Raw genomic sequence first — 25,862 nt, forward strand, 5'->3', positions numbered from 1 at the left:
CCAAAGGGAGAGGGTATTCAAGTTCCCTCTCCCGGCGGGAGAGGGTTAGGGTGAGGGGGCATCAGGCCGCACCTACCCCATCTCACCCCACCCATACGAAAATGTTATTTGCATCACAATCCAAACTGCAAATTAATGTGGATTGCATTTTTTTGCGGGAGGTAACAAAACATATCGTTGCCAACTGATAGAATTGCATCAAATAACAACCCTGAATGTTCCTATAACAACATATCTCCCGCTCACTTGTGAGGAAAGTAACATGAACCTTAAGCTGCAGCTTAAAATATTGTCGTTTCTGCAGTTCTGCCTGTGGGGTAGCTGGCTGACTACACTCGGCTCCTATATGTTTGTGACGCTCAAGTTCGATGGTGCGTCAATCGGTGCCGTCTACAGCTCGCTGGGTATCGCGGCGGTCTTTATGCCAACGCTGCTGGGGATCGTGGCGGATAAATGGTTGAGTGCGAAATGGCTATACATGCTTTGCCACCTGGTGGGCGCGGGCACGCTGTTTATGGCAGCCCAGGTCACCACGCCGGGGGCGATGTTTATGGTGATCCTGCTTAACTCGCTGGCCTACATGCCAACGCTTGGGCTGATCAACACCATCTCCTACTACCGCCTGAAATCCGCCGATATGGATATCGTGACCGACTTCCCGCCTATCCGTATCTGGGGCACCATCGGTTTTATTATGGCAATGTGGGGCGTGAGCTTCGCGGGCTTTGAACTGAGCCATATGCAGCTCTACATCGGTGCGGCGCTCTCCGTGGTGCTGGCACTGTTTACCCTGACGCTGCCGCATATTCCGGTATCTAACCAGCAGAAAAACCAGAGCTGGAGCACCATGCTTGGCCTGGACGCCTTCGCGCTGTTTAAAAACAAACGCATGGCGATCTTCTTTATCTTCTCCATGCTGCTGGGCGCGGAACTGCAAATCACCAACATGTTCGGCAATACCTTCCTGCACAGCTTCGATAATAACCCGCTGTTCTCAGGCAGCTTTATCGTTGAACATGCCTCGGTAATGATGTCCATCTCGCAGATCTCTGAGACGCTGTTCATCCTGACCATCCCGTTCTTCCTGAGCCGCTACGGCATCAAGAACGTCATGCTGATCAGTATTGCCGCGTGGATGCTGCGCTTCGGTCTGTTCGCCTACGGCGACCCAAGCCCGTTCGGCACCGTGCTGCTGGTTCTGTCGATGATTGTTTACGGCTGCGCCTTCGACTTCTTCAACATCTCCGGTTCGGTGTTTGTGGAAAAAGAGGTGAAACCTGAAATCCGCGCCAGCGCACAGGGTATGTTCCTGATGATGACCAACGGCTTCGGCTGTATCCTGGGCGGTGTGGTGAGCGGTAAAGTGGTTGAGATGTATACCACCAACGGCATTACCGACTGGCAGCCAGTGTGGCTTATCTTCGCCGCATACTCGCTGGTGCTGTTCTTCGCGTTTATCGTGCTGTTCCAGTACAAGCATGTACGCGAACCGCACGGCGCACAGCCAGTCGCGCATTGATTATTGTGCCGGGTAGGCGAAGCCGCCACCCGGCTATTTTATTGCAGCAAGCACCCACCCCACCGACAGCAAATCCGCGCTGCCGCCCGGGCTCAGGTTGCGTTCAATTAATGCGTTATCCATTCTACGCAACGCTTCACCATCCCAGCCGTCAGCCAGCAGTTCCCGCGCATAGTCCTGAACGTAGCCCAGCCCCTCAATGCCGCCGCGCGACACCAGATTGCTGTCCTGATTGATTGCCATCAGGCGTAACAGCAGGCCGTGAAGTGAATGTCCGTTCCACTGCGCCAGCGCTTTACGCACCGTCGCAAAACCACTCTCCGCCTCGCCGCGCGCGCCGGTTAAGCCGTACTGCCGGAACTGCCGCTCCCCCGCCGTCGCCTGCCCGCTGCGTTCGGCCAGCTCCCGCGAAACCAGCCCGTGGCAGATGTTACTCACCTCACAACAGAGGCTTTCTGCGGAGATATTTTTCACACGCCCGGCGGCGAAGCAGAGTAAACCAAGGGCAAAAATGCCCCCTTTGTGCGTGTTCACCCCGTTCGTCGCGGCATACATCGCCTGCTCACAGGCCATCCCCATCGGGCGGAGGAGCCGTAACTGTTCGCCTGCGGGTTTATCGGCATGCGTGTTACCCAACTCAGCAAAGCGCGAAAACCACGGCGTAATCGCCATAATGCTGCGGACAAACAGCGCGTGATCCATATCGCGATGGGAGCCGTTATTGAGCCTGTCCACCAGCCCCGGTTTCGGTGTCAGCGCCAGCTCCTGCCACAGCGCCTCTGCGGCAAGCGCGGGGACGTCAAGCGGGCGCGGTTTAGTCGCGAGCAAACCAGTCATCGATCATCTTCTCCACGCGCGCCACCACCTGCTCCACAGGATGTTTGCGCGAACGGGAACAGGCGTGGGCCGGTTCATCACAAATCAGGCAGCGTCTGAGATGGGAGCCCAGCGACTGACGTCCAACGTGGCCGTTTTCAGGGCAAATCACATCCAGATCCCACAGCCTGCCAAGCGGGTGCGTCTGCTCCAGCTCCGCACAGTGGGCTTTGATTTCTGCCGCGGGATGGGCCACACACCACAGCGCTTCGGGCCCGGTCGGGAGCCACAGCACCTGGCGGTCCAGCACCTGCCAGCGGTTTTCCCACAATAGCTGGTCGCACATTTGTAACGCCACGCCCATGGTGTTGCGATAGCGCAGGCTGTCTTTGATCTCCCCGGGTGTTACCAGCGTGAGGGAGATCACCGGTTGTTGATAGTGCGTAAGCCAGTCAGCCTGACGGGCTGCGCGGCGCTCTTTCGCCGCCAGCAGCCCGTCCAGGCTGACACCCGCCCGCACGGGTGTCGCAATGGTCATATTCACTCCTTTACCTGTCGAACGGTGTCGATCACGCTGCCGTCGCGGTAGCGGATCACCCCGACAATTTTGTCTGTGAACTCAATCGGTTTCGGTAGGCCTGTCAGCGAAATCGCCCGCTCATAGAGGGCGTTGATATCCACAACCTTCAGCCCTGCTTCCATGAGGCGTTCGCGGATCTCCGGGCGCGCCGGGTTGACCGCAATGCCGTGATCGGTGACCAGCACGTCGATGCTTTCGCCCGGCGTGAGGCGTGTGGTAACGCGCTTCACCACCGTCGGAATGCGGCTACGCAGCAGCGGCGCAACGACGATGGTCAGGTTCGCCGCGGCGGCCACGTCGCAGTGCCCGCCGGACGCGCCGCGCATCACGCCATCGGAGCCGGTAATGACGTTAACGTTGAAATCGACGTCAATCTCCAGCGCGCTGAGGATCACTACGTCCAGCTGGTCGCAGCTTGCCGCCTTACTGCCGGGGTTGGCGTAGACGTTAGTGGAGATCTCCACGTGGTTCGGGTTGCGCGCCAGCGAGGCCGCCGCCTGGCCGTCGAAGCATTGGGTATCGAGCAGCTTTTCAATCAGCCCCTTCTCGTGCAGATCCACCAGGCTGCCGGTGATGCCACCCAGCGCAAAGCGTGCCTTCACGCCGCTGCGCTCCATCTTCTCTTCCATAAAGCGGGTGCAGGCGGTGGCCGCCGCGCCGGAGCCGGTCTGCATCGAGAAGCCCGGTTTAAAATAGCCGGAGTGCTCAATCACATCCGCCGCATATCGGGCAATCATCAGCTCGCGCGGGTTACTGGTGACGCGCGCCGCGCCGACGCTGATTTTTGCCGGATCGCCCACGCTCTCCACCTGCACGATGTAGTCCACCTGATCCTGCACCAGGCTGGCAGGCATATTGGGGAACGGCACCAGCGCTTCCGTCAGCAGCACCACCTTGCGGGCAAAATGGGCGTCCACCATCGCGTAGCCCAGCGAGCCGCAGCATGATTTCCCGTGCGTGCCGTTGGCGTTACCAAACTCATCGCTGCACGGCACGCCAAGAAACGCCACGTCAATGTTAAGCTCACCGTCCTGCAGCAGCTTTACGCGCCCGCCGTGAGAGTGAATTTGTACCGGCTCGTCCATCAGCCCGTGGGAGATGGCATCCGCCAGCTTGCCACGCATGCCGGAGGTGTAGATCCGGGCGATCACCCCGCTTGCAACATGCTCGATCAGCGCGTCGTTGCAGGTCATCAGCGAGCTGGAGGCGAGGGTCAGGTTTTTGAAGCCCATCCGCGCCAGCAGCGCCACGACGGTGTTGATCACCCGGTCGCCTTCACGAAACGCGTGGTGGAAGGAGATGGTCATTCCGTCCTTCAGGCCGCTACGCCTCACCGCCTCTTCAATGGAGGCGCAGAGTTTGCGGCTGTGTTTCGCGTCGCTGTCCGCCAGCCACGGCGTGGCGCTGTGGGCGGTATCAAACGGTTTTAACTCCCGCAGATGGGGAAAATTCACATGGAGAAGTTCTGTCTGGTTCATTGTGTCATCCTTACCGACGCACGCCGGAGGCCGCCGCGCGTTCGAGCACCACCTGCGCGTGGTTAATAATCGGTGCATCCACCATCTTGCCGTTGAGCGACACCACGCCAAGGCCGTTACGTTCGCCCTCTTCTGCCGCTTCAATCACCCGCAGGGCGTGATCCACCTCTTCCTGGGTCGGCGCGTAGGCGTTATGCAGCAGGTCTATCTGGCGCGGGTTGATCAGCGATTTGCCGTTAAAGCCCATCTTGCGGATCAGATCGACCTCGCGCAGGAATCCGGCCTCATCGTTAACGTCTGACCACACCACGTCGAAGGCGTCGATGCCTGCCGCGCGGGCGGCGTGCAGCACGGCGCAGCGGGCGTAGAACAGCTCGGTGCCGTCGCCGCGCTCGGTCTGCATGTCCATCACGTAGTCAAAAGCCGCCAGTGCAATACCAATCAAGCGCGGCGAGCTGCGGGCAATCGCCACGGCGTTGATGACGCCAATGGCCGATTCAATCGCCGCCATCACGCGGGTAGAACCAACCTCGCGCCCGCACTCCTGCTCGATACGCTCAAGGTGGCCTTCCAGCTCGTAGATGTCGTCCGGGGTGTCGGTTTTCGGCAGGCGGATCACGTCCACGCCGGCACGCACGGCGGCTTCCAGATCCAGCAAGCCAAACGGCGTGCTCAGCGGGTTAATGCGCACCACGGTTTCGATGTCCTGATACATCGGGTGCTGCAGGGCGTGGAACACCAGCATTCGCGCGGTGTCTTTCTCGCGCAGAGCAACGGCATCTTCAAGATCAAACATGATGGAGTCTGGACGGTAGATAAACGCGGTTGAAAGCATGGCGGCGTTGGCGCCCGGCAGGAACAACATACTGCGGCGGAGTTTGCTCATTTCAGCGCCCCCCAGTTAATGGCCTGTTCATCGGCAGCACGCAGAAGCGCACTTTGCAGGCGGGCGCGGATCACACAGTCCAGCGCCCCTTTGTCTTCAATAATGATAAGTCCCTGGTGCACGTTCATGGCGCGCAATGTCTCGTTGACCACCTGGCGAATTTGCTCGCCAAACTGCTTAATCACTTCACTGTGGATGACTATCTCCAGCTCGCCGTGAGCGGGAGCAATTTTCACCATCAGGTCGCTGGACTCCTGCGTTCCGGCCAGCGCCTCCCTTACAATTTTCATGATAAATTCCTGGTAGTTAAGCGACTTCGGCACTCGCACGGTAGTGTGTTTCGAGGTGCGCGAAGGTGGAGTCCGGGACAATCTCCCGGATCCGGGAAAACTGCTGAGTCTTGAGCAAGCGGCGCACTTCGGACGCTGAAATGGCATTGCCGGTGGCCTTGATGCGCGGCATTTCCACCACCTCAATCTGCGGGCTCAGCAAGGCGTGCAGCGTCTGGTTGTACTGACGGGTGATATCGCAAAACGGCTCGGAGCCGATAAAACGATGGGTAATGCCCAGCGCCGGTGCGATAAAGTCGCGGAAGATCAGCACGTCGATTTCGCTCCACGCCTGCTGCACTTTGCCGGTCTCTTTCAAAAAGTAGGCCGGGAAGGTGGCGCGGGAGATGATGTACTGCGAGCCTTCGTGCACAGTCACATTTGGCAGATGCGCGACGCCCGCACGCACCATTCCGAGGCGCGCGCTGAACGGAAAGAACGAGGCATCTTCACGCACCACAAACAGGTGCAGGGCATCACACTGCATCGCCGCCTGCTCCACCAGATGACGGTGGCCGAGGGTGAACGGGTTGGCGTTCATCACTATCGCGCCAGTCTTCTCCCCGCCCTTGCGCATCCTGCCCAGGGAACGGCAGTAACGCTCGATCCCCTGCGGAGTGTTCTCCATCAGCACGGCGTTGTTGCCGCTCTGGGCAATCGGCCAGAAGCCGCTACGCGCAAAGCGCTCCTTATTGCACGGTCGCGTGCAGAGGAAGAGGTGAAAATGACCGCGCTCCAGCGCCGCATTCTGCACCTCCGCCAGCAGGCGCGCGCTGAGGTTCTCGCCGCGAAGCTGCTCGTTCACGGCCACACACTTGATGACGTTGGCGGCAAGACCGGCGCAACCCACCAGTTGCGCGCCGGACCAGGCTTCGACAAACAGCGTGATGTCGTTGTCCAGGCCAAGGCCGCTGTCTGCCAGCAGATAACGGATCTGGCTTAAGCGTTCCGGGTGTTTCGCCACCAGCGTGTGGCGAAAATCGATGGGTTGACTGTTCATGCCGCCTTTCTCAGTGTGCCGCCGCAAGCCCGGTGGCTGGCGCTTCCACAATCACGTTGCTCAGATGACCGATATGCTCGATCTCCACTTCAATGCGATCCCCCTCTTTCATAAACAGCGGCGGATTACGCTTTTTACCCACCCCGCCCGGGGAGCCGGTGATGATCACATCGCCCGGACTTAAGCGGGTAAAGGTGCTGATGTACTCGATCAGCTCCGCAACCTTGTGGATCATGCTGCTGGTGTTATCTTCCTGCACCATGCGGCCATTCAGCCAGGTGCGGATCGCCAGCCTGTGCGGGTCCGGGATCTCATCGGCCGTTGCCATCCACGGGCCAAACGCGCCGGTCTGACGCCAGTTCTTACCGGCAGTAAACCAGGTGTGCTGCCAGTCGCGGGCGGAGCCGTCCATGTAGCAGCTGTAGCCCGCCACGTGGCGCAGCGCCTCGTCACGGCTGATGTTTTCCCCGCCCTTGCCGATGATCACCGCCAGCTCGCCTTCGTAGTCGAATTCGCTGGAGTGACGCGGCTTCAGCACCGGCTCGTTGTGGCCGGTCTGCGAATCCGGGAAGCGCACGAACAGCGTCGGTGCCGGGTTGTGCTGGTCAAACTCCTTGCGCTTGTCGGCGTAGTTCATGCCCACGCAGAGGATTTTTTCCGGCTGCTCAATCACCGGTAAGAAGGTGATGGCGCTCATCGGCACGTCCACGGCATCGTTCAGGTAACGGGTGGCCTGCGCCAGCCCGTTGCCCTGCAGCAGCGCTTTGAGGTCGCTGTAGCGGTCGCCGAGACGGCGACCTAAATCAATCACACCTTCGGCCTGGACGATGCCGTAGCTGCGTTTTCCCTGGTATAAAAAGCTTGCGAGTTTCATTGTTCTTTCCTGAAAACTTAAACGAGGAAGTTGCCCAGAATCAGCAGTGAGATAGAGACGTTAATCGCGCCGCCGATACGGGTAGCAATCTGGGCGAAGGGCATCAGGCTCATACGGTTGCCTGCGGTCAGGATCGCCACGTCACCGGTACCGCCCTGGCCACTCTGGCAGCAGGAGACGATGGCGACATCAATCGGGTGCATACCAATCTTTTTGCCGACGAAGAAGCCGGTCGCCACTAGCGAAGAGACGGTGCTGATAATCACCAGCAGGTTAGTCAGCGTGAAGGCCGCGACCAGTTCATGCCATGGGGTGATCGCCACACCGACCGCGAAGAGGATGGGATAGGTCACCGAGGTCTGGAAGAATTTGTACACCACCTGAGAGCCTTCCAGCAGACGCGGAGAGGCACCGTTGCAGAGCTTCACCAGCACCGCCATAAACAGCATGCCAACCGGCGCAGGCAGACCAATCAGCTTGTGGCCGAGCATGCCCAGCATGTAGAGCAGCACCGCCAGCAACGCACCGGAGGCGATGGTGGTGACGTCCGCTTTGCCAGAGAACGCCGGTTGAGAAACGGTGGCATCGGCATTCGCGCGGTTCGGCATCAGCTGACCTTCACCGGTCAGGTGTGGATAACGCTTGCCCAGCTGGTTCAGACAGCCGGAGATGATGATAGCGGTCAGCCCGCCGAGCATGACCATCGGCAGCACGCGACCGAGCGCCACGCCCTGATCCATGTGCAGCAGGGTGGCATAGCCGATGGAGAGCGGGATAGCCCCTTCGCCCACGCCGCCTGCCATAATCGGCAGAATGATAAAGAAGAAGATCTGGAACGGCTCAAGACCCAGCGCCAGACCCACGCCCATCCCCACCAGCATGCCGACGATCTCGCCGCACAGCATCGGGAAGAAGATGCGCAGGAAGCCCTGAATCAGCACGGTGCGGTTCATGCTCATGATGCTGCCGACAATAATGCAGCAGATGTAGAGATAAAGAATGTTGGTGGATTTATAGAACTTAGTGGTGGATTCCACTACCACATCCGGCAACAGGCCGTAATAGACCAGCGCGGAGGGGATGAAGGTGGCGCAAATCGCCGCCGCGCCGAGCTTGCCGACAATCGGCAGGCGTTTGCCGAACTCACCGCAGGCAAAGCCGAAGAACGCCAGCGTCGCCACCATCACCACGATATCGCTTGGCAGTTTTCCGCCCAGACAATCAATGGCAATCAGCGCGCCCGCCAGGACAAACAGCGGCAGAGGAATAATCCCGATTTTCCAGGTATCCATAATATGCCACCAGCGCTCTTTGAGCGATGGCCGCTGAATATCAATCGGGTCGTGGGTAACAGAGAAAGAATCGTCAGTTGTGCTCATAATAAGCCCCTTAGTTATTTTGTGCGTTCAGCTTAGAGTCACAAAGGCTTACTTTATGTGAGGAATGGCATATTAAAAGCGAAGTTTTAATGGCGACTATGGTTTTAATGGTTTCTTTTATTTAATGTGATTTGCCCCTTATTTATTGCCGTGGTTTTTATGGTTTCTTTTCTAAACCGAACAAACAAATAACATTTACACGGTCGTGTTTAAGGGAAAACCCTTTCAGATAATTCTTTTGCAGGCCTTGCTGTGCAAGGGATCACAAGTTTTCGGCAAAGCGGGTATCCACGCGAAAAAAGATGATATATTGACAGACTTCGTTGATACCACGCGTGATTGTTATGAAAGTATCGTTTCAGATTAAGCTGTTTGTTTCGCTGGTTGTCTTTTTCTCAGTGCTTTTTGCTTTGCTGGGCGGATATTATTATGTCGACGTTAGCCGACAGCTTTATCAGGAAATGAGCGCACGCGCAAAAATACAAGCGGAAGAGATCGCACTTATTCCGTCATTACGAAAAGAGGTCGAACAAAAAGATATCAACGCCATTCACGATTTTATGCAGAAAATAGCCACCCACAGTGATGCCAGTTTTATTGTGATTGGCGATAACAAAGGGCTGCATCTGTTTCATTCCGTTTTTGCGGACAGAGTGGGCCATACGCTGGTCGGCGGAGACAACGAAGAGGTCCTGCGCGGTAAAAGCACCACCACCATCCGCAAGGGAGGATTAGGCATTTCGCTGCGCAGCAAAGCGCCCATTTTTAACGATGCCGGTCAGGTGGTGGGAATTGTCTCGGTAGGCTATCTCACCAGCTATCTTGAAACCATCACCGTCAGTAAAGTGGTTAACATCCTGATCGCCGCCGTACTGTTACTGCTTGCCCTCTTTATCTTCTCCTGGTTCTTTACCCGCAGTATCAAGAAGCAGATTTTCTCCCTGGAGCCGCGAGAGATTGGTCTGCTGGTGCGCCAGCAGAAGGCGATGATGGAATCCATTTATGAAGGGGTGATCGCCATTGACGATGAACGGCGAATAGAAGTGATTAACCAGGCGGCACGCAAACTGCTGGGCCTGAGCCAGCCGGTCCGGGAACTGCGCGGACAGCTGATAAGCGAAGTAATCGCTCCTGTTCCGTTCTTCGAAACACAAACGATGCTCGCCAAAGATACCCATGACGAGATTTGCCGCTTTAACGATCTCACGGTGATCGCCAGCCGGGTGCGCATCATGCTTGAGAACTCTCTGCAGGGCTGGGTGATCACCTTCCGCGATCGCAACGAGATCGACTCGCTCAGCGCCCAGCTCAGCCAGGTCAAACGCTATGTCGATAACCTGCGCATTATGCGTCACGAGCAGCTAAACCGGATGACCACTCTCTCCGGCCTGCTGCATATGGGCCGCTACGAGGAGGCGATTGGCTACATTCAGGCGCAGTCGGAACACGCTCAGGAGCTGCTGGACTTTATCTCTTCGCGCTTCAGCTCCCCGACACTGTGCGGCCTGCTGCTGGGGAAAGCCGCGCGGGCGCGGGAGAAAGGCGTCGAGCTGAACTTCGACCCGATCTGTCGTCTGGACAGACCGTTCCTCGCGCTGCCTGAAGAGGCGCTGATTTCTATCATTGGCAACCTACTGGATAACGCCATTGAAGCGACCCAGCGCTCGCCGCTTCCGCATGCACCTGTGGAAGTGCTGATAAAACTGAGCGATCAAGAACTCATCATCGAAGTGGCCGATCAGGGCGTGGGCATTAAACCGGAGATCCGTGACAGGATATTTGAGCGCGGCATCACCACCAAAACGCGCGGCGATCACGGCATTGGTTTGTATCTGATCGAAAGCTATGTCACACAGGCTGGCGGTGCAATTGAGGTTGCCGATAATACGCCGCGGGGGGCGATTTTCTCACTGTTTATCCCCGCCACGGGAACCGCCCGGCATCCCGCACAGGAACAGGAAGATACCGATTATGCAACATGAACTTATCGACGTACTGATAGTTGAAGACGAGAACGAACTGGCGCAACTGCACGCAGAGCTGATCGGCAAACATCCGCGTCTTAGACTGGTGGGGATTGCCTCGTCGCTGGCGCAAGCGCAGGTTGAGCTTGAAAGTAAACAGCCGCAGCTGATGCTGCTGGATAACTACCTGCCGGACGGGAAAGGCATCACCCTTATCAGTAACCCGATGCTCGCCCGCGCCAACTGTTCAGTGATTTTCATCACCGCCGCCAGCGATATGGACACCTGCAGCCAGGCCATTCGTAACGGGGCGTTTGATTACATCCTGAAGCCGGTTTCCTGGAAGCGGCTCAGCCAGTCGCTGGAGCGTTTTGTGCAGTTTGCTGAGCAACAGCGGGTCTGGAAGATTGTTGACCAGCAGAACGTCGATTCTTTATACCAGCTACAGGCGAAAAACTACCGCCAGGACAACGGCAGCAAAGGTATTGAGGAAAATACGCTGGCGCGGGTGCAGGCGCTGTTTAACGACAAGGCGACGCACTGTTTTACGGTGGATGAGGTGGTGAGTGAAACGGGGCTGAGTAAAACCACCACCCGGCGCTATCTGGAGCACTGCGTGGAGGCAGGTTTTCTGACGGTGGAGATGCTGTACGGCAAGATTGGGCATCCGCGGAGGATGTACCGCCGCGCAGAAGCCTGACGCAGTATTGTAGGCCCGGTAAGCTTGCGCCACCGGGCAAATCGCCGGGTGGCGGTAACGCTTACCCGGCCTGCGTCAGAGACAAGGTCTACTTTAATACATACCCATAAAGCCGCTTAATCCCGTCGGCATCCTTTTCGCTGTAAACGCCCTGCAGCTCCGGCGAGAAGCCCGGCAGCAGGTTAATCCCCTCTTCCAGCGCCAGGAAGTAACGCTGCACCGCCCCGCCCCAGACTTCTCCCGGCACCACGCACAGAACGCCAGGCGGATACGGCAGCGCGCCTTCAGCAGCAATGCGCCCTTGCGCATCACGGATGCGCACCAGCTCTACGTTCCCGCGAATGTACGCCTGATTGGCATCCTGCGGATTCATCACCACCGCGGGCAGGCTCTCCTTGCGGAACATCGCCTTCTGCAGATCTTTCACATCAAAACTGACGTAGAGATCGTGCATCTCCTGACACAGCTGGCGGAGTGTGTAATCCCGGTAGCGTACCGGGTATTTCTGATAGATGGTCGGCAACACGTCCGCCAGCGGCGTATCGTCTTCAATATGCTGTTCAAACTGGCCAAGCATCGCCACCAGCTGCGCCAGCTTCTCGCTGCTTTCGGCAGGCGTCAGCAGGAAGAGGATCGAGTTCAGATCGCACTTCTCCGGCACGATGCCATTTTCCCGCAGATAGTGCGCAAGGATGGTCGCCGGAATACCAAAATCAGTATATTCCCCGGTTTCAGCATCGATGCCCGGCGTGGTCAGCAGTAGCTTGCACGGATCGACAAAGTACTGATCGCGGGCATAGCCCTCAAATCCGTGCCATTTGGCCCCCGGCTCAAAGCTGAAGAAGCGACGTTCGCTGGCGATGGCCTGAGTTGGATGATCCTGCCACGGACGGCCTGCCACCACTGGCGGAATAAACGGTTTGATCATATGGCAATTTGCAATGATCGCCTTACGCGCTTCAATCCCCAGCTCGACGCACTCCGCCCACAGCCTGCGTCCGCTCTCCCCTTCGTGAATTTTTGCGTTCACATCCAGCGCCGCAAACAGGGGATAAAACGGGCTGGTGGAGGCGTGCAGCATAAATGCGTTGTTCAGGCGTTTATGCGGACAGAAACGCGCCTGACCCCGGATGTGGTTATCCTTTTTATGGATCTGCGAGGTTTGCGAGAACCCGGCCTGCTGTTTATGCACCGACTGGGTCACGAAAATGCCCGGATCGTTCTCGTTCAGCTCCAGCAACAGCGGGGAGGTTTCCGCCATCATCGGAATAAATTGCTCGTAGCCCACCCACGCAGAGTCAAAGAGGATGTAATCGCACAGATGGCCGATCTTGTCGATCACCTGACGGGCGTTGTAGATCGTGCCATCGTAAGTGCCAAGCTGGATCACTGCCAGGCGGAACGGGCGGGTCTCGTCTGCCTTCTCCGGCGCAACGTCGCGGATCAGATTGCGCAGGTACGCGTCGTCAAAGCAGTGTTCGTCAATCCCACCGATAAAGCCAAACGGGTTACGCGCCGCTTCCAGATACACCGGCGTCGCGCCCGCCTGAATCAGGGCCCCGTGATGGTTAGATTTGTGGTTATTGCGATCAAACAGCACCAGATCGCCACGGGTCAGCAGCGCGTTGGTCACCACCTTGTTGGCCGCCGACGTACCGTTCAGCACGAAGTAGGTTTTATCCGCGTTGAACACTTTCGCGGCGAACTTTTGCGCATGCTTGGCGGAACCTTCGTGGATCAGCAGATCGCCGAGCTTCACGTCGGCATTGCACATATCGGCGCGAAAAACGTTCTCACCAAAGAAGTCATAGAACTGTCGTCCCGCCGGGTGTTTTTTGAAAAACGCCCCGTGCTGGTGGCCCGGACAGGCTAAAGTGCTGTTGCCCATTGCAACATACTGGCTCAGGGTGTCGAAAAACGGCGGTAACAGGTTCTCTTCGTAACGGCTGGCGGCAGACTCCAGTTCCAGGAACTCCTGCGCTTTACCCGAGATGACAGCCGTGGCGCCATCGGGCACGTCCGTCGGCTCTTGCGAGAATAAATAGACCGGTAAATGAAAGCCCGTGCGTTTCAGCAACGCAAGAATGCCACTGCGACTCTCCGCGAGCGTAATGACGACTGCCGCCACATCGGTAAAATCAGTGTTATCCAGCGTCACCTTTTCGCGATGCGTGGACACAGTGGAAACCAGCTCACGGCTGACGGCGATTTTCATGGTTTTCATAGGCGCTATATACCCTCACCGAACGGTGAGACAGGGAGGAGAAAATTCGCGCAATAATGTCACCTTTTATTTTGAGGTGCAAGAAGGAATCAGTATGCACTTCACCACCCAAAGCTAAGCGTAAAAAAGCGCTGGCATGTCATAATCATGCAATACCTATGATTAAGTAACAGGAGTTTTCCGTGGTTATCGGGCCATTTATCAACGCGAGTGCCGTATTGCTGGGCGGCGTACTCGGTGCAGTGTTAAGTCAGCGATTACCGGAGCGTATTCGCGTCTCTATGCCCTCCATTTTTGGCCTGGCCTCCCTCGGGATTGGCATTCTGCTGGTGATAAAATGCGCCAACCTGCCGGTGATGGTGCTGGCCACCCTGCTCGGGGCGCTGATTGGCGAGTTTTGTTATCTGGAAAAGGGGATTAACAACGCGGTCAGCAAAGCGAAAAACCTGATAGCCCGTCCGGGCAAAGCCAAACACGGCACCCATGAGACGTTTATTCAAAACTACGTTGCCATCATTATTCTCTTTTGCGCCAGCGGCACCGGGATTTTCGGTTCGATGCAGGAAGGGATGACCGGTGACCCCAGCATTTTAATCGCGAAGGCGTTTCTCGATTTCTTCACCGCTACGATTTTTGCCACCACGCTCGGTATCGCGGTGGCCGCGATTTGTGTGCCAATGCTGCTGATTCAGCTGGCGCTCGCCACCTGCGCCACCCTGATCCTTCCGCTGACCACGCCCGCGATGATGGCAGATTTTACCGCCGTTGGCGGTCTGCTTCTGCTGGCAACAGGGCTGCGCATCTGCGGGATCAAGATGTTCGCGGTGGTGAATATGCTGCCCGCCCTGCTGCTCGCCATGCCGCTTTCCGCGCTGTGGACCCACTTTTTCGCTTAAGATTGCGACGAACTGGTGAGAGATTGTGCATCCTGTAACGAAAACAACATTTTTCGTTGACGGCGGAGAGTGAATCGGGTTTAATGCGCCCCGTTGCCCGGATAGCTCAGTCGGTAGAGCAGGGGATTGAAAATCCCCGTGTCCTTGGTTCGATTCCGAGTCCGGGCACCACTATTTAAAGAACCCGCCCAAAAGGCGGGTTTTTGCTTTTGAGCCAGTCTAACAGCTCAATGCTTCCTACTTTATGTTCTTAGCCAACGCGGTGCTTTTAACGTTTCGGCACAGGATCATGGCGCTTCCCTAAAACGCTCGCAGTTATCCGCGAGTTCCGTGAAGTCGGTTTTGTGATTGAAGGGAACGGTAAATAAAGGGCGAAATGAGGTTGGGATAGTAGCCATAGAGCTCTTTATTCAGTACTAAAGAGTTCTGTATATCTGCTAAATACTCGCCATCAAATCCCCCAACGTCACCATCAATATCATCGGATCCATTGGCGATGGCTCAAACCCCACCCGCAGATAAAATTCCCGCGCTTCATCCGACAGCGCATGAACCAGCATTCCGCGAATGCCGATGGTCTCCGCCACCTGGATCACCCGCAGCCCAGCGTCGCGTACCATTGCCCGACCAATGCCCTGCCCATGCAGAGACTGATCTACCGCCAGGCGTCCCAGCACAACAACCGGGATGGGATCGGGCATATTGCGACGAAAGCGACCGGGTGCGGTATTCGTCATGACCGCGCTGGATGCCAGCGAGTAATAAGCCAGAACGTTAGAATCGTTGCCACAACAGACAAAGGTACGGGATGCACCACTGACCTGATTTTTCATCGCCCGCTGCTTCAGCCAGTTATCCATCGAATCCACACCACAGCAAAATGGAGTAAGAATATGACCGGCGTGAAGGGGCTCTGGGGCAGAGATCATTTTTCCCGCTCCCACGGCGCAGGGGTCTGCATAGTTTTACGCAGTGTGGCATTAGGTGCTGGAGCCTGATCCAGACGAGCCAGAAATTCCTGATAAGCCTCTGGATCGGCCATTATGATGCGTTGTTCGATCAGTGCCTCTTCCGCAGCAGCGCGGGCTGCTTCCAGCACAAAGTCAGTGCGGTTTTTCCCTCTCGCTTTCGCCGCCCGATCGATAAGATCTCGCTCGGCAGGCCTGATACGCAGGTTCAGGGTTTCGCGTTTCATCGCCATAGTGTTTGCAGCTGGCATGGTGTTGTCCTCCTGTGTTTCATTGGGTATTAAGTATACAACACGCGTAACGCAGATGTCATTACAACGATTCTAAAGGAATCGAACCGAAAGGATTTCTACTTATTAATATTCACCTTTATGTTTTATAAAATGAAATAAGACTCACTCTCTGGGACTTCACAATAAATAACAAAAGAATTTTCGAAAGAAATCAAATCGGTAAGTAATTTGGAACCCGCAAAAAAATCAATACTACTACACTCCCTTCTATCCACGACTCCCCGACCACTGTGTCAGCAACGCATGCAGTTTAGCCGGCTCCAGAGGCTTACGTAGCACCATGTACCCTTCCTGCTCCGCCTCCAGCAGAACCGGCGAATTAAATTCGCCGCTGACCATCGCGCCACTCATGTCCGGCAGACGTTCAAATAGCGCTTTCAGGATGTCGAAGCCGCTTTCGCCGGATCGCAGACGCTGGTCGCACAGCACGGCGAACGGCGTGAAGCCATCGTCGATGATAGCGAACGCTTCTTCAGCGGAGGCCGCACAGCGCACGTTGATTCCCCAGATGCTCATCAGGCTCTCCCAGGCAGACGTCACCAGCGGGTCGTCATCAACCACCAGACAGGAACCGTGCAGCGGCGCATAGCGTACCGGCGTGGCGATGTTGTCATAGGCGGGTGGCATCTCCGGCGCGATCTCTTCGCCAGCATATTGGGTAAAGCACATCCAGAAGCGTGAACCTTTACCTTCAATGGATTGCATCCCGTACTTCACCTTCATCAGCTTGGCACAGCGGGCAACGACGGCCAGACCCAGCCCGTGTCCTGCACTGTCGATCTTCCAGGCCAGTTCGGGGCGATAGTAAGGTGAGAAGATTTTACCTTTCTCGTCATCGGCAATACCGACACCTGTGTCCCACACCTCCACCATACACCTGTCACCACGTGGTCGGATGGCGACCAGCACGCCGCCCTGTAGCGTGTAGCGGAGGGCATTTTGAATAAGGTTAATGAGCGATTGTCGCACCAGCAGCGGATCGCCCATCACGTAGATGCGGCGTTTAGGCCGCCAGGTGCGCAGCCTGAGTGCACGGCTGTTGGCCTCTTCGCGAAACAGCGTGATCACCGAGTCGAGCAGCGCGCCGATGTCCACTCTGGCAGGGGCTGTAAGCACATTCCCGGATTCAATCTTGCTGAGGTCAAGGAGGGAATTGAACATCAAATGCACCGAGCGGACGCTCTGCTGCAGATCAAGCAGCTGGGGCGTGAGGCTGTCGTCCCGGTTTCGGTGGATAATCGCTTCGATCAGAAACCCCATGGCGTGTACCGGTTGGCGCAGGTCGTGGCTGGCGGTCGTCAGGAACTGATTTTTATCCAGCAGCGCCTGCTCAGCTTCCTCTTTGGCCTGGCGAAACTGTTCTGCCAGGCGTGAGCTTTTTTCCTCAAGCAGCGCCTGCTGAATAAAGAACGCGTGCGATGTTAATGCATGGCGGTAAATGGCGAAGCCGTACAGCAGGTTCAACATCAGCACAATGAACATCAGATCGTCCAGCCGCCAGATAATGCCAAGATTCAGTACCCCCCAGGAGGCGAAGAAAAAGCATGTAAAGGTGCTGATGACCGGCGTCAGATGCGTCGCATTGGCGGCAACGATGGCGGCAATACTGATATTGAGGAGCAGGAAAAAGTCAAAGTTCTGCGTCTGCGGCGTAATTAAATAGAGAGATGAAATCCCCAGCCCGTGAATAAAAGCGATCTTATTTATACGCGGCAGCCAGCGGCGCAGGACGTCCGCTTCATCATGCTCTTTCGCTTCGCGCTGGTAGCGTCGGTGCAATATTCGGATCGCCACGGCACATAGCAGGTAAATAATTATCCAGGTAATGGTTGGGCCGAGTTCATCGCCCAGCAAATTAATCCAGATGGCGAAAGGAATACCGACGAAAGGGACAGCGCTGAAACTGAACACCAGCCGCAAAAAGGTATTATTTAGCAAACGGATCTGCGCGGGAGGAGAGATGCCAGCGTTCTGTAAGCTCTGTAAAAATCTCATTCCGACGGTTCCCGTTTGCCATGCAGAAGCGTGATGGCTTCGACCCGACTGTTAACGCCTATCTTTTTCAATATATTGCTGATGTGCTCTTTGACTGTAGGCTCAGAAATAGAAAGTTGCGCGGCAATTCTTTTATTTGGCAGGCCACGCATAATCATATTTAACACGTCTATTTGTCGCGGCGTTAAGTTAAATTTACTTAACTTCTCATTATTCGACTCAACGGAAAATTCGTTTCCCTCAGGAAACCAGGTGAGATTATCAGTGAGGGCAAAAACGGCCCGTGAAAACATTTCAGGTGGCTCGCTTTTCAATACGAAACCGTGCCCCCCGGCGGCGTGAACTTTCTGCCAGATATCGTTATTGTCATCCCCACTAACCACCAGGAGCCTTACCTGTGGGTAAAGTTGTTTTACTTCTTTGAGTAATTTCAACGCGGTACCGGACGAGAGCCAAAAATCGATTACCAGCAAACGTGGCGGGCCATTATCCCTAATTTGACGGTAGCAATCATCCTCATTCGTCACCACACTCGCCTGCTTAAATCGGCAATGTGTAATCAGAAAATTGGCGATACCGCTTGCTACCAATGGATGGTCATCAACGACCAACGCATAATTCTGCCCCAAAGGATCCTCCTTTTACCTTCGCATATTAGAGAGTACGGATGAATTATTATCTACCCACCCTACTTTAGGAGGGTTTTTTCGATTAGGAAAGAGAAATATATTATTCGCAGATTTGAGTAATAGAAAACATAAATACAATCAGCGAAATTAACTGATTGGATATAAAGGATAATTTATGAAAAAACCACTACTCTTTTTAACCGTTACGTTGATGCTAGCCGGTTGTTCCACGCTAAAAACCGATCAGGCCATTCCACTTCTGCAGGCGGAAACCGCTAAAATGCTGGGGCTGGGCTCATCGGATGAAATAACCGTAACCAATGTTAATGGCGCCCAACCGGATGCACTGGGAGGGCAAAAGCTGTCTTATCGCGCTACGACGGAAAAAGGGCGTATTTTCGATTGCTCATCGATGATGATGCCAGGGATTTTAGGATCCGCCCCGACGCTGAGCGCGCCAACCTGTACACCTGTGGTCACCCATAAATAATTAACTTCACATCAAAAGGCGTACACATATTACGCCTTTTACTTTTTCTGTCGTATCGCATTTTTCATATAAAACCGATTTTCCAGACATCACGCTAATGAGTACGGAGATACCCTGTGAATAACTCTACATCGCATTCTTTAGCGGTAAAGACGCCGCTTTCCAGGCTTTACCTCGCTCTATTTTCCGCGCCGCTGTTACTGCTTTCACCTGCCGATTTCGCGCGTGCAGCCGATGCCATTTTTGATGGCGACTCACGTATTACCGAAACGCTGGGTTACACCGGAGACGTTTACGTTGGACGCAATCAACGCGGAAACCTGCTGATCGATAATGGCAAAATCACCGCCTATAACATCAATATCGGTCGGCTGTTCGACGGCCAGATTTATGAAAGCGTGGTCACAGTCCGTGGGCCAAACGCTGAGCTTAACGCGGTGAACGATCAGTACGTCCTGCGCGGCGACCTGAATCTTGGCCTCGGCACCCTGCGAGTCGAAGAGGGCGCGCTGGCGAGCGCGAAAGAGATCGTTGTCGGCACCACCCGCGGCTACGACAGCCAACTTATCGCCACGGGCGCCGGATCTCGCGTAACCAGTAATTTCCTTAGCGTAGGTACCGATCTGGGCGCACGCTCCACGCTGGCGATTGAGGACGGCGCCGCGCTCAATACCACCTACGATGCGCGCATCGGCAATGGTACCGGGCCAGATGAAACCGACACACTGAGCCCGAAAGCCACCGTCACGGGGAGCGGCTCACAGTGGAATGTTGGCCGTACGCTGACGCTTAATGGCGACCTGGACGTGCTGAACGGCGGAGCGGTTAACGTTGGCGGCGTGCAGGTGGCGGGCGTCTCCGGGGCCGGAAAAACCGCCGAGCTGGTTATTGCGGGCAAAGACTCGCGCTTTACCAGCGACAGCAGCGTTAGCGTGGGCGATTATGGCAATGGCGTGCTGTCGGTTATTGACGGTGGTTCATTTTCCGCAGGCAGCAATGCGCTGATTGTAGGGACATCGGGCTCCGGTTCGAACCGGGGGGCGCTCATCATCGGCAGCCGCGGCAACATGGACACCGGCACGGGTATAACTGAGCCAACGCTTGGTACGGCAGGCGGCGCGGGTACCCTCGATGCGAAGACGGCAATCAGCCTGCGTGGCGGGCTATTCGGCAGTTATGTCTATTTCAACCATACCGACGAAAATTACATCTTCAGCAACAAGATGAGCGGCGAAGGTGAGGTGATAAATACCTCCGGGCAGACAACGCTGAACGGCGATCTTTCAGCGCTTCAGGCGAACGTGACCGCGCGCGGTGGCAAAGTCATTATTGCCAGCAACATCAACACCCAGCCAGAAGACGATATTTTTGAGATTCAGACCCTTAGCGCCGAGAACGGCGGTACGCTGATCCTCAACGCAACGGCGGGATCCGACGTTAACAACGGACAAGGTTACAGTAGCGCCGCGTCAATCAAGGCCGGTGGCACGCTGGGGGGGAACGGCACGTTGGGCCAGACTGAGATCCTGTCCGGCGGGCATATCTCACCAGGGGATGGCGATATCGGCACGCTGACGCTGAAACGTTATCTGAATTTTATCGGCGAATCCTTCTATGACGTTGATATCGCGGGAGATGGCCGCAGTGACCAACTGCTGGTATCGGGCAAAACCACCATCAGCAATCAGGCTAAGGTACAGGTCACCGCGCTGGATCCGCAAACCAGCTACAAAACGGGCCAAAGCTATCGCATTTTAACCTCGAACGGGGGTATTGACGGCCAGTTCGCCGGAGCGATTTCCAAATCCGCCTTCCTGGACGTGGCGCTTAAGCAGAGCACCGACGCCGTCGATCTGACCATCGCGCAGAAAGAGACCGGCGGCGAGAATCCTGGAGGTGAAAACCCGGGGGGTGAGAATCCAGGAGGAGAAAACCCCGGCGGTGAAAACCCGGGTGGTGAGAACCCGGGAGGAGAAAACCCCGGCAGCGGCAAGCCAGGGATTTTCCAGACCGTGGCAAAGAGCAGCAACCAGTGGAATACCGCCGGCGCGCTCTCCACGCTCACGCAAAGCGGCCCGTCGCTGGCGCTGTATAACTCGCTACTGGTGCTGAGCGCACCGGAAGCGCGCGAGGCGTTTAACCAGCTGTCCGGAGAAGTTTATCCGTCAATGCAATCCAACCTGATAGCCGGCAGCACGCAGGTGTTTAACGTGTTAAACCAGCGTATGCAGCGCGCGTTTGATAACGACAGCCTGCCGATACCACCGTTAGCGATGTCGCTGGTGCAGCAGCCGGAGCCGCAAAACAATGGCGTCTGGGGCCAGACCTTCAGCTCCTGGAGCCGAAACAGCGGCGACGGTAACGTGGGCAAGCTGGACGGCAACACCACCGGTTTCCTGCTGGGGGCAGATCGTAAGCTGGCGGATCATAACGTACGTGTCGGTGGTTACTTCGGCTACAGCCGCGGTGATTACGACGTCGACAGCCGTCGTTCCTCAACAGATACCGACAACTATCACCTCGGCCTGTATGCAGCGGGTCAACAGGATGCGTTCTCCCTTCGCGGCGCACTGGGTTACACCTGGCACAAGATCGAAGGCGAGCGCAATGTTGATTTCAGCGGCTTCTCGGATCGGCTGAAGTCTGATTACGACGCCAACTCGCTGCTGGCGTTCACCGAAGCGGGCTACCGCTTCGGCCAGCCAGAGATGAATGTCGAGCCCTTTGTTAACCTCTCCTGGATTCGACTGCATACCGACAGTTTCAGGGAGGACGGCGGTGCCGCCGCGCTGAGCGTACGTAACGAAACGATGAACACCTTCTATTCCACCCTCGGGGTGCGCGGTGTGACCGGGTTGCCGAAGAACGTTAACCTCTACGGTTCGTTGGGCTGGCAGCACGCCTATGGCGATAAGAATACCTCTTCGCGTATGGCATTTGCGGGCAGCGACGCGTTCATTACCCAGGGTCAGGCCGTGGATGAGGACGTGATGGTGGGTGATATCGGCGTGAGCGTACAACTGTCGCGTGCTGCGACGCTGGATGTGGGCTATCAGGGGCAATATGGTGCCGATACCCGCGTCAACTCGGTTAACGCTAATCTGCGCTGGTCGTTCTGATTGATATCAACGCTGAAGTGCCGGGTTGCGCTACGTCGACCCGGCCTTCGTGGCGGTTTTTTTTGGCCTATGACCCAATCAGGGATCGTTCCCATCTCCATCCAGCAGTTTGTTTTTAAAGATAAACAAACACGCCTCGTTAAAATTCTCCGCCCCCAGTCGTTCAGAGAGCGCCGTTCGCGTCCGGTAGAGGCTTTTAATCGAGGTGTTCAGTTCCTCCGCCACCTCTTCCATCGACATGCCCGCCCTAAGCAACCGCAGCATAATCGCTTCATGGGTACTCAACCGTAAGTTAAGCAGCCATTTGGTCGTCAGGCGCCTGCCTTTCATATTCAGCACCAGATTAAACAACGACGCCATGTCAGCCACCGGAATCGCAGTATTCATAAACATCCTCATGCTGAGCTGATTCTCCTCCCGGTGCCGCATATCGAGCATGACGCAGCCGATTGTTTTTCTCGTTCTGGCCGGATGGCGTATCAGATAATCATACAGACGGAGCGGTGAACGGCTGTCAATCAGCACAGAATATTCATCTGCACTGTTATCAAATATCTTTCTGTCAATCGAGTCCAGCAGGATAATATCCGGAAAAAATATCCTCATTCCTCTGACGAGGTAGCGATCCTGTGTCACTAACACTATTGAAGTTGCCACTAACCATCCCTTTTAGATTAAAGCAAGAACGACCCTTCAGAAAGAAGACGCCTTCGTTTTATAGCGCTTTTACATGAACGATAAATGTATTCTGGCTTTGATCATCCCTCGACACGCACATTGATTTGTAAGACTTCCCATAGACTATCACTCAATGTCTGCTATTAATTATAAGTAAAAAACTATCGCAGAAAAGTCACCTCTCAAGATATTAAGAATTTTTGTCACGAAACTTCCCAAACATGCACCAGAAAGTACTTTAATTTATGCACCAAAGCCGCATTAAAAATATAAACAAAAACGTCACAATAAAAATAAATACATTATATATCAACGCATTACAAATATAGACTCCGTTAAAAATAATCATAAAAATCACCCGGATACAGAATTATCTCAAAACAACAACCCGGCTTTTCAACATATTTATCCGTCAACATATCAGGTGTACATTACCTTTCACCGGTCCATAACGATAAGGATCCATAATTACCTTTAAGTAAGTACCTCATAACGTAACTGCATTCACATTTTACGCTCTCATTTATGGCCTTTAACGCTACGTATAAAGGCGGCCGTGTTGCGCAATGGATTTATGATAAACAAATGGCAAATAGATATGGAAAGATCACTTCGCTTCAATACTTTATTCTTTTACCGCGTTCCAAAATTATTGTGTCTGCTATTACTGTTTCCCATTCTGGTTCAGGCTGCCGAATCCGTATATGAACAACAGATTCAGCAGGCGCGTAATGGTAATTACACTTCGTTTCTCCATTACCTGCAGCGTTATCAACAACAGCATGCTCTGACGCCAGAACAAGTGGCAGACTGGCTGCAGGTTGCCTCCTGGGCGGGACGCGATGATGAGGTTATTGAGGTGTGGTTGCGTTATCACGTTTATATGCCCCTGCCCGCCCGGGGAGTGGCCGCAGCCGCGCAATCCAGGAGAAATCAAAAGCAGTGGCAACCTGCGCTCGCGCTCTGGAAGCAGGCCTGTAGCCTTGCACCGGAGAACGACGACTACCGTATCGGGTATATCAAAACCCTGGCCGATGCCCGCATGGATCGGCTGGCCCTGCAGGAAGCGCAAAAACGGGTAACAGCCCACCCCAGCCAGATAAACCTTGAGACGCTCGCCTATGTGTACTTACGCCAGGGGAAAAGCTGGGATCGTCTATTAGCGGACACCCGCGCCCTGAAGAGCGCCCCCGAGAATCACGTACTGCTCAGGGCGCTCGTCGACGCCCTGAACGATAACCGGGTAAGTACGCCTGCCCTGCGGCTGTCACAGGGGATTTCTCTGCCGCCCGCACAACGGCGCCAGCTTGAACTTAACGCCGCCGCCGAACAGGTACGCCTTGCCGATGCGCCTGGGCGGACGGAAAAAGAGCGCCTGCGTCTCGCGCAAGCCGCACTGAATCGCTATGACGCCCTGCTTGCCCGCTGGCAACACGAACCGCAGGCGGCAGAAGATATCATTCGCGCCCGCGTCGACCGCCTTGGCGCGCTGTATGCGCATGGTGATTACCCGCAGGCGATCGCTGAATATCGCGCGCTGACGTCAGCTCACCATCCGGTGCCGGGCTGGGCAATCGGCTGGGTGATCTCTGCGTATCTGCAGGAGCAAAACGCCGATGCAGCCCTGGCACTCCTGCAAAAGTATCCTGACTATGCGCGTAACCCGCAGGATGAAGAACATCAGCTTTTCTATGCATATCTGGACACCGGTCAGTATCAGGCCGCCCGTCACTATCTTGCGCAGATAACCCGCAACGTTCCCTGGGCTCGCTACGATTACGGCTCGCCAACCGCCCAGCCCAACGATCAATGGCTTATCGGCCAGTCGCTCACGTTTCAGTATTTGCTGGCAACCCATGCCCTGCCGCAAGCAGAAGCCGTGGCGCACCGTCTGGCTGCCACGGCACCCGGCAACCAGGGGCTACAGATTGATTATGCCGCCCTGCTTCAGGCTCGTGGCCTGCCACGGGCGGCAGAGCAAAAGCTCAAAATGGCGGAGGTACTGGAGCCGTCAAATACAGAGCTGGAGCAGCAGCAGGCTTACGTCGCGATGGATCTGCAGGAGTGGCGACAAATGGAACTTCTGACCGACGACGTGCTCGCCCGTGCGCCACGTGACCGCAGCGTCCAGCGCCTGGACAGGCTCAGAAATGTGCATCATATGTCTGAACTGCGTCTGAACGCAGGCAAGGGATTGCACTCCGACAACCCGGTCAGCGGGACACACGATCTGAACTGGGACGCCACGCTCTATGGCCCACCAGTCGCTGATAACTGGCGACTGTTTGGCGGCACCCGCTTTGCCGAGGGCAATTTTGACGAAGGCAAAGGCACCAGCCGCCATCTGGTCGGCGGCGTCGAATGGCGATCACGGGATATCTGGCTTGAAGCGGAGCTCTCCGGCAACCGTTATCACGGCACCCACACGCCTGGCGCTCGCCTCTCCGGTCAGTACAGCCTGAACGATCGCTGGCAATCTGGCGGCAGCCTTGAACGGCTGTCACGCACCACGCCGTTGCGGGCGTTACGCAATGGGATCCGTGCAGACCGCGCAGAAGGCTGGGTGCGCTGGTATCAGAACGAGCGTCGTGAGTACCAGCTCAGCGCCGCCATCAGCCATTTTTCCGACCATAACCGCCGACAGGAGTACACCCTCACCGGCAAGGAGCAGCTCTGGCAAACGCCGACCCTGACGCTGGATCTTGAACCAGGCATCTCCGCCAGCGCGAATAGCCTGCGGGATACGCTCTATTACAACCCCGAGCGTGATCTGTCCGCGACGGCTGCGTTGTCCGTCGATCATCAGCTGTACCGCTATTACGACACCCTCTGGAGCCAGCAACTGGTCGCCGGAGCCGGAGGATACTGGCAGAAAAATCAGTCTGCTGGCGCCATCACCCTGCTCGGCTACGGGCAACGCGTTCAATGGAACAACGTCGTGGATACCGGCGTGATGTTGAACTGGGATAAGCGCCCTTACGACGGCAAACGAGAAAGCAATCTCGCCGTCACTTTCGATGCGACTTTACGGTTTTAAGGATGAAT

The 25,862-nt window shown here is 55.8% G+C and carries 21 protein-coding genes and 1 tRNA gene; 8 read left to right on the plus strand and 14 right to left on the minus strand.

What is annotated here, in order from left to right; genetic code table 11:
• Window positions 1-262: 262 nt before the first annotated feature.
• On the plus strand, window positions 263-1,519 hold the full coding sequence (locus M8370_RS09260) for a nucleoside permease (protein WP_013098677.1): 1,257 nt from the start codon (window positions 263-265) through the stop codon (window positions 1,517-1,519).
• Between the two features lie 33 nt (window positions 1,520-1,552).
• Here M8370_RS09260 and citG read toward each other — a convergent pair whose 3' ends face one another.
• The 8 genes from citG to M8370_RS09300 are packed head-to-tail and all read right to left on the minus strand — an operon-like array spanning window position 1,553 to window position 8,861.
• The gene (citG, locus tag M8370_RS09265; RefSeq protein WP_023621453.1) at window positions 1,553-2,356 is read right to left on the minus strand and encodes a triphosphoribosyl-dephospho-CoA synthase CitG; all 804 of its coding nucleotides are present in this window, start codon (window positions 2,354-2,356) and stop codon (window positions 1,553-1,555) included.
• Complete coding sequence (gene citX / locus M8370_RS09270; RefSeq protein WP_095908229.1) at window positions 2,334-2,873, minus strand: citrate lyase holo-[acyl-carrier protein] synthase; 540 nt, start codon at window positions 2,871-2,873, stop codon at window positions 2,334-2,336. The genes citG and citX overlap by 23 nt, the downstream gene beginning before the upstream one ends.
• Before the next feature lie 2 nt (window positions 2,874-2,875).
• Window positions 2,876-4,393 carry a citrate lyase subunit alpha gene (gene citF / locus M8370_RS09275; RefSeq protein WP_250020800.1) on the minus strand — a complete coding sequence of 506 codons (1,518 nt, stop codon included), beginning with the start codon at window positions 4,391-4,393 and terminating at the stop codon, window positions 2,876-2,878.
• Between the two features lie 10 nt (window positions 4,394-4,403).
• Window positions 4,404-5,279 carry a citrate (pro-3S)-lyase subunit beta gene (gene citE / locus M8370_RS09280; RefSeq protein ID WP_013098681.1) on the minus strand — a complete coding sequence of 292 codons (876 nt, stop codon included), beginning with the start codon at window positions 5,277-5,279 and terminating at the stop codon, window positions 4,404-4,406.
• Window positions 5,276-5,569: a citrate lyase acyl carrier protein gene (citD, locus tag M8370_RS09285; protein ID WP_013098682.1), complete on the minus strand. Its 294-nt coding sequence runs from the start codon at window positions 5,567-5,569 to the stop codon at window positions 5,276-5,278. The genes citE and citD overlap by 4 nt, the downstream gene beginning before the upstream one ends.
• Window positions 5,570-5,585: 16 nt before the next feature.
• Window positions 5,586-6,608 carry a [citrate (pro-3S)-lyase] ligase gene (gene citC / locus M8370_RS09290; RefSeq protein WP_013098683.1) on the minus strand — a complete coding sequence of 341 codons (1,023 nt, stop codon included), beginning with the start codon at window positions 6,606-6,608 and terminating at the stop codon, window positions 5,586-5,588.
• Between the two features lie 10 nt (window positions 6,609-6,618).
• Window positions 6,619-7,482 (minus strand): fumarylacetoacetate hydrolase family protein, encoded by an 864-nt coding sequence (locus tag M8370_RS09295; protein WP_023621451.1) that lies wholly within the window; start codon window positions 7,480-7,482, stop codon window positions 6,619-6,621.
• A gap of 17 nt (window positions 7,483-7,499) precedes the next feature.
• Window positions 7,500-8,861, minus strand: a complete 1,362-nt coding sequence (locus tag M8370_RS09300; protein ID WP_013098685.1) for a 2-hydroxycarboxylate transporter family protein — start codon at window positions 8,859-8,861, stop codon at window positions 7,500-7,502.
• A 344-nt stretch (window positions 8,862-9,205) separates the two neighbouring features.
• On the opposite strand from M8370_RS09300, the gene M8370_RS09305 reads away from it, so the two are divergent.
• Window positions 9,206-10,843 (plus strand): ATP-binding protein, encoded by a 1,638-nt coding sequence (locus M8370_RS09305; protein WP_250020802.1) that lies wholly within the window; start codon window positions 9,206-9,208, stop codon window positions 10,841-10,843.
• A complete protein-coding gene (locus M8370_RS09310) occupies window positions 10,833-11,525 on the plus strand; it encodes a response regulator (RefSeq protein ID WP_038983516.1) in 693 nt (230 codons plus the stop codon). The genes M8370_RS09305 and M8370_RS09310 overlap by 11 nt, the downstream gene beginning before the upstream one ends.
• Before the next feature lie 88 nt (window positions 11,526-11,613).
• On the opposite strand, the gene M8370_RS09315 is transcribed toward M8370_RS09310, so the two are convergent.
• Complete coding sequence (locus M8370_RS09315; protein WP_250020804.1) at window positions 11,614-13,749, minus strand: ornithine decarboxylase; 2,136 nt, start codon at window positions 13,747-13,749, stop codon at window positions 11,614-11,616.
• 182 nt (window positions 13,750-13,931) lie between these two features.
• On the opposite strand from M8370_RS09315, the gene M8370_RS09320 reads away from it, so the two are divergent.
• The gene (locus M8370_RS09320) at window positions 13,932-14,645 is read left to right on the plus strand and encodes a DUF554 domain-containing protein (protein WP_013098689.1); all 714 of its coding nucleotides are present in this window, start codon (window positions 13,932-13,934) and stop codon (window positions 14,643-14,645) included.
• A gap of 95 nt (window positions 14,646-14,740) precedes the next feature.
• Window positions 14,741-14,816, plus strand: a tRNA-Phe gene (locus M8370_RS09325).
• Window positions 14,817-15,082: 266 nt separating this feature from the next.
• Here the strand turns inward: M8370_RS09325 and M8370_RS09330 are convergent.
• From M8370_RS09330 to M8370_RS09345, 4 genes are all read right to left on the minus strand, one after another.
• The gene (locus M8370_RS09330; RefSeq protein ID WP_250020806.1) at window positions 15,083-15,574 is read right to left on the minus strand and encodes a GNAT family N-acetyltransferase; all 492 of its coding nucleotides are present in this window, start codon (window positions 15,572-15,574) and stop codon (window positions 15,083-15,085) included.
• Window positions 15,571-15,864 carry a type II toxin-antitoxin system TacA family antitoxin gene (locus M8370_RS09335; RefSeq protein WP_029882966.1) on the minus strand — a complete coding sequence of 98 codons (294 nt, stop codon included), beginning with the start codon at window positions 15,862-15,864 and terminating at the stop codon, window positions 15,571-15,573. Before M8370_RS09335 ends, M8370_RS09330 begins: the two co-directional genes overlap by 4 nt.
• Before the next feature lie 249 nt (window positions 15,865-16,113).
• Window positions 16,114-17,901, minus strand: a complete 1,788-nt coding sequence (locus tag M8370_RS09340) for a hybrid sensor histidine kinase/response regulator (RefSeq protein ID WP_062729673.1) — start codon at window positions 17,899-17,901, stop codon at window positions 16,114-16,116.
• Window positions 17,898-18,530: a response regulator transcription factor gene (locus tag M8370_RS09345; protein WP_013098693.1), complete on the minus strand. Its 633-nt coding sequence runs from the start codon at window positions 18,528-18,530 to the stop codon at window positions 17,898-17,900. The genes M8370_RS09340 and M8370_RS09345 overlap by 4 nt, the downstream gene beginning before the upstream one ends.
• A gap of 175 nt (window positions 18,531-18,705) precedes the next feature.
• Between M8370_RS09345 and M8370_RS09350 the strand changes: the two genes are divergently transcribed.
• Window positions 18,706-19,020, plus strand: a complete 315-nt coding sequence (locus tag M8370_RS09350) for a lipoprotein (RefSeq protein WP_013098694.1) — start codon at window positions 18,706-18,708, stop codon at window positions 19,018-19,020.
• Between the two features lie 116 nt (window positions 19,021-19,136).
• Window positions 19,137-22,139 carry an autotransporter outer membrane beta-barrel domain-containing protein gene (locus M8370_RS09355; protein ID WP_250020808.1) on the plus strand — a complete coding sequence of 1,001 codons (3,003 nt, stop codon included), beginning with the start codon at window positions 19,137-19,139 and terminating at the stop codon, window positions 22,137-22,139.
• A 78-nt stretch (window positions 22,140-22,217) separates the two neighbouring features.
• Here the strand turns inward: M8370_RS09355 and M8370_RS09360 are convergent, their stop codons facing one another.
• Complete coding sequence (locus M8370_RS09360; RefSeq protein ID WP_095427924.1) at window positions 22,218-22,745, minus strand: helix-turn-helix domain-containing protein; 528 nt, start codon at window positions 22,743-22,745, stop codon at window positions 22,218-22,220.
• Between the two features lie 670 nt (window positions 22,746-23,415).
• Between M8370_RS09360 and pgaA the strand changes: the two genes are divergently transcribed.
• Window positions 23,416-25,854, plus strand: coding sequence for a poly-beta-1,6 N-acetyl-D-glucosamine export porin PgaA (pgaA, locus tag M8370_RS09365; RefSeq protein ID WP_250020809.1), 2,439 nt, complete (start codon window positions 23,416-23,418; stop codon window positions 25,852-25,854).
• The last annotated feature ends 8 nt before the right edge of the window (window positions 25,855-25,862 follow it).

Source organism: Enterobacter cloacae complex sp. OE43NF, assembly GCF_023544405.1.
GTDB classification, from domain to species: Bacteria; Pseudomonadota; Gammaproteobacteria; order Enterobacterales; family Enterobacteriaceae; genus Enterobacter; species Enterobacter cloacae.

Coding starts and splice junctions, on each gene's coding strand:
- M8370_RS09295 (WP_023621451.1), bottom strand. CDS start 7,482: ATGAAACTCGCAAGCTTTTTATACCAGGGAAAACGCAGCTACGGCATC.
- M8370_RS09350 (WP_013098694.1), top strand. CDS start 18,706: ATGAAAAAACCACTACTCTTTTTAACCGTTACGTTGATGCTAGCCGGT.
- citG (WP_023621453.1), bottom strand. CDS start 2,356: ATGACTGGTTTGCTCGCGACTAAACCGCGCCCGCTTGACGTCCCCGCG.
- M8370_RS09335 (WP_029882966.1), bottom strand. CDS start 15,864: ATGCCAGCTGCAAACACTATGGCGATGAAACGCGAAACCCTGAACCTG.
- citF (WP_250020800.1), bottom strand. CDS start 4,393: ATGAACCAGACAGAACTTCTCCATGTGAATTTTCCCCATCTGCGGGAG.
- citC (WP_013098683.1), bottom strand. CDS start 6,608: ATGAACAGTCAACCCATCGATTTTCGCCACACGCTGGTGGCGAAACAC.
- pgaA (WP_250020809.1), top strand. CDS start 23,416: ATGGAAAGATCACTTCGCTTCAATACTTTATTCTTTTACCGCGTTCCA.
- M8370_RS09315 (WP_250020804.1), bottom strand. CDS start 13,749: ATGAAAACCATGAAAATCGCCGTCAGCCGTGAGCTGGTTTCCACTGTG.
- M8370_RS09340 (WP_062729673.1), bottom strand. CDS start 17,901: ATGAGATTTTTACAGAGCTTACAGAACGCTGGCATCTCTCCTCCCGCG.
- M8370_RS09310 (WP_038983516.1), top strand. CDS start 10,833: ATGCAACATGAACTTATCGACGTACTGATAGTTGAAGACGAGAACGAA.
- citX (WP_095908229.1), bottom strand. CDS start 2,873: ATGACCATTGCGACACCCGTGCGGGCGGGTGTCAGCCTGGACGGGCTG.
- M8370_RS09360 (WP_095427924.1), bottom strand. CDS start 22,745: ATGAGGATATTTTTTCCGGATATTATCCTGCTGGACTCGATTGACAGA.
- M8370_RS09300 (WP_013098685.1), bottom strand. CDS start 8,861: ATGAGCACAACTGACGATTCTTTCTCTGTTACCCACGACCCGATTGAT.
- citE (WP_013098681.1), bottom strand. CDS start 5,279: ATGAGCAAACTCCGCCGCAGTATGTTGTTCCTGCCGGGCGCCAACGCC.
- M8370_RS09260 (WP_013098677.1), top strand. CDS start 263: ATGAACCTTAAGCTGCAGCTTAAAATATTGTCGTTTCTGCAGTTCTGC.
- M8370_RS09330 (WP_250020806.1), bottom strand. CDS start 15,574: ATGATCTCTGCCCCAGAGCCCCTTCACGCCGGTCATATTCTTACTCCA.
- M8370_RS09305 (WP_250020802.1), top strand. CDS start 9,206: ATGAAAGTATCGTTTCAGATTAAGCTGTTTGTTTCGCTGGTTGTCTTT.
- citD (WP_013098682.1), bottom strand. CDS start 5,569: ATGAAAATTGTAAGGGAGGCGCTGGCCGGAACGCAGGAGTCCAGCGAC.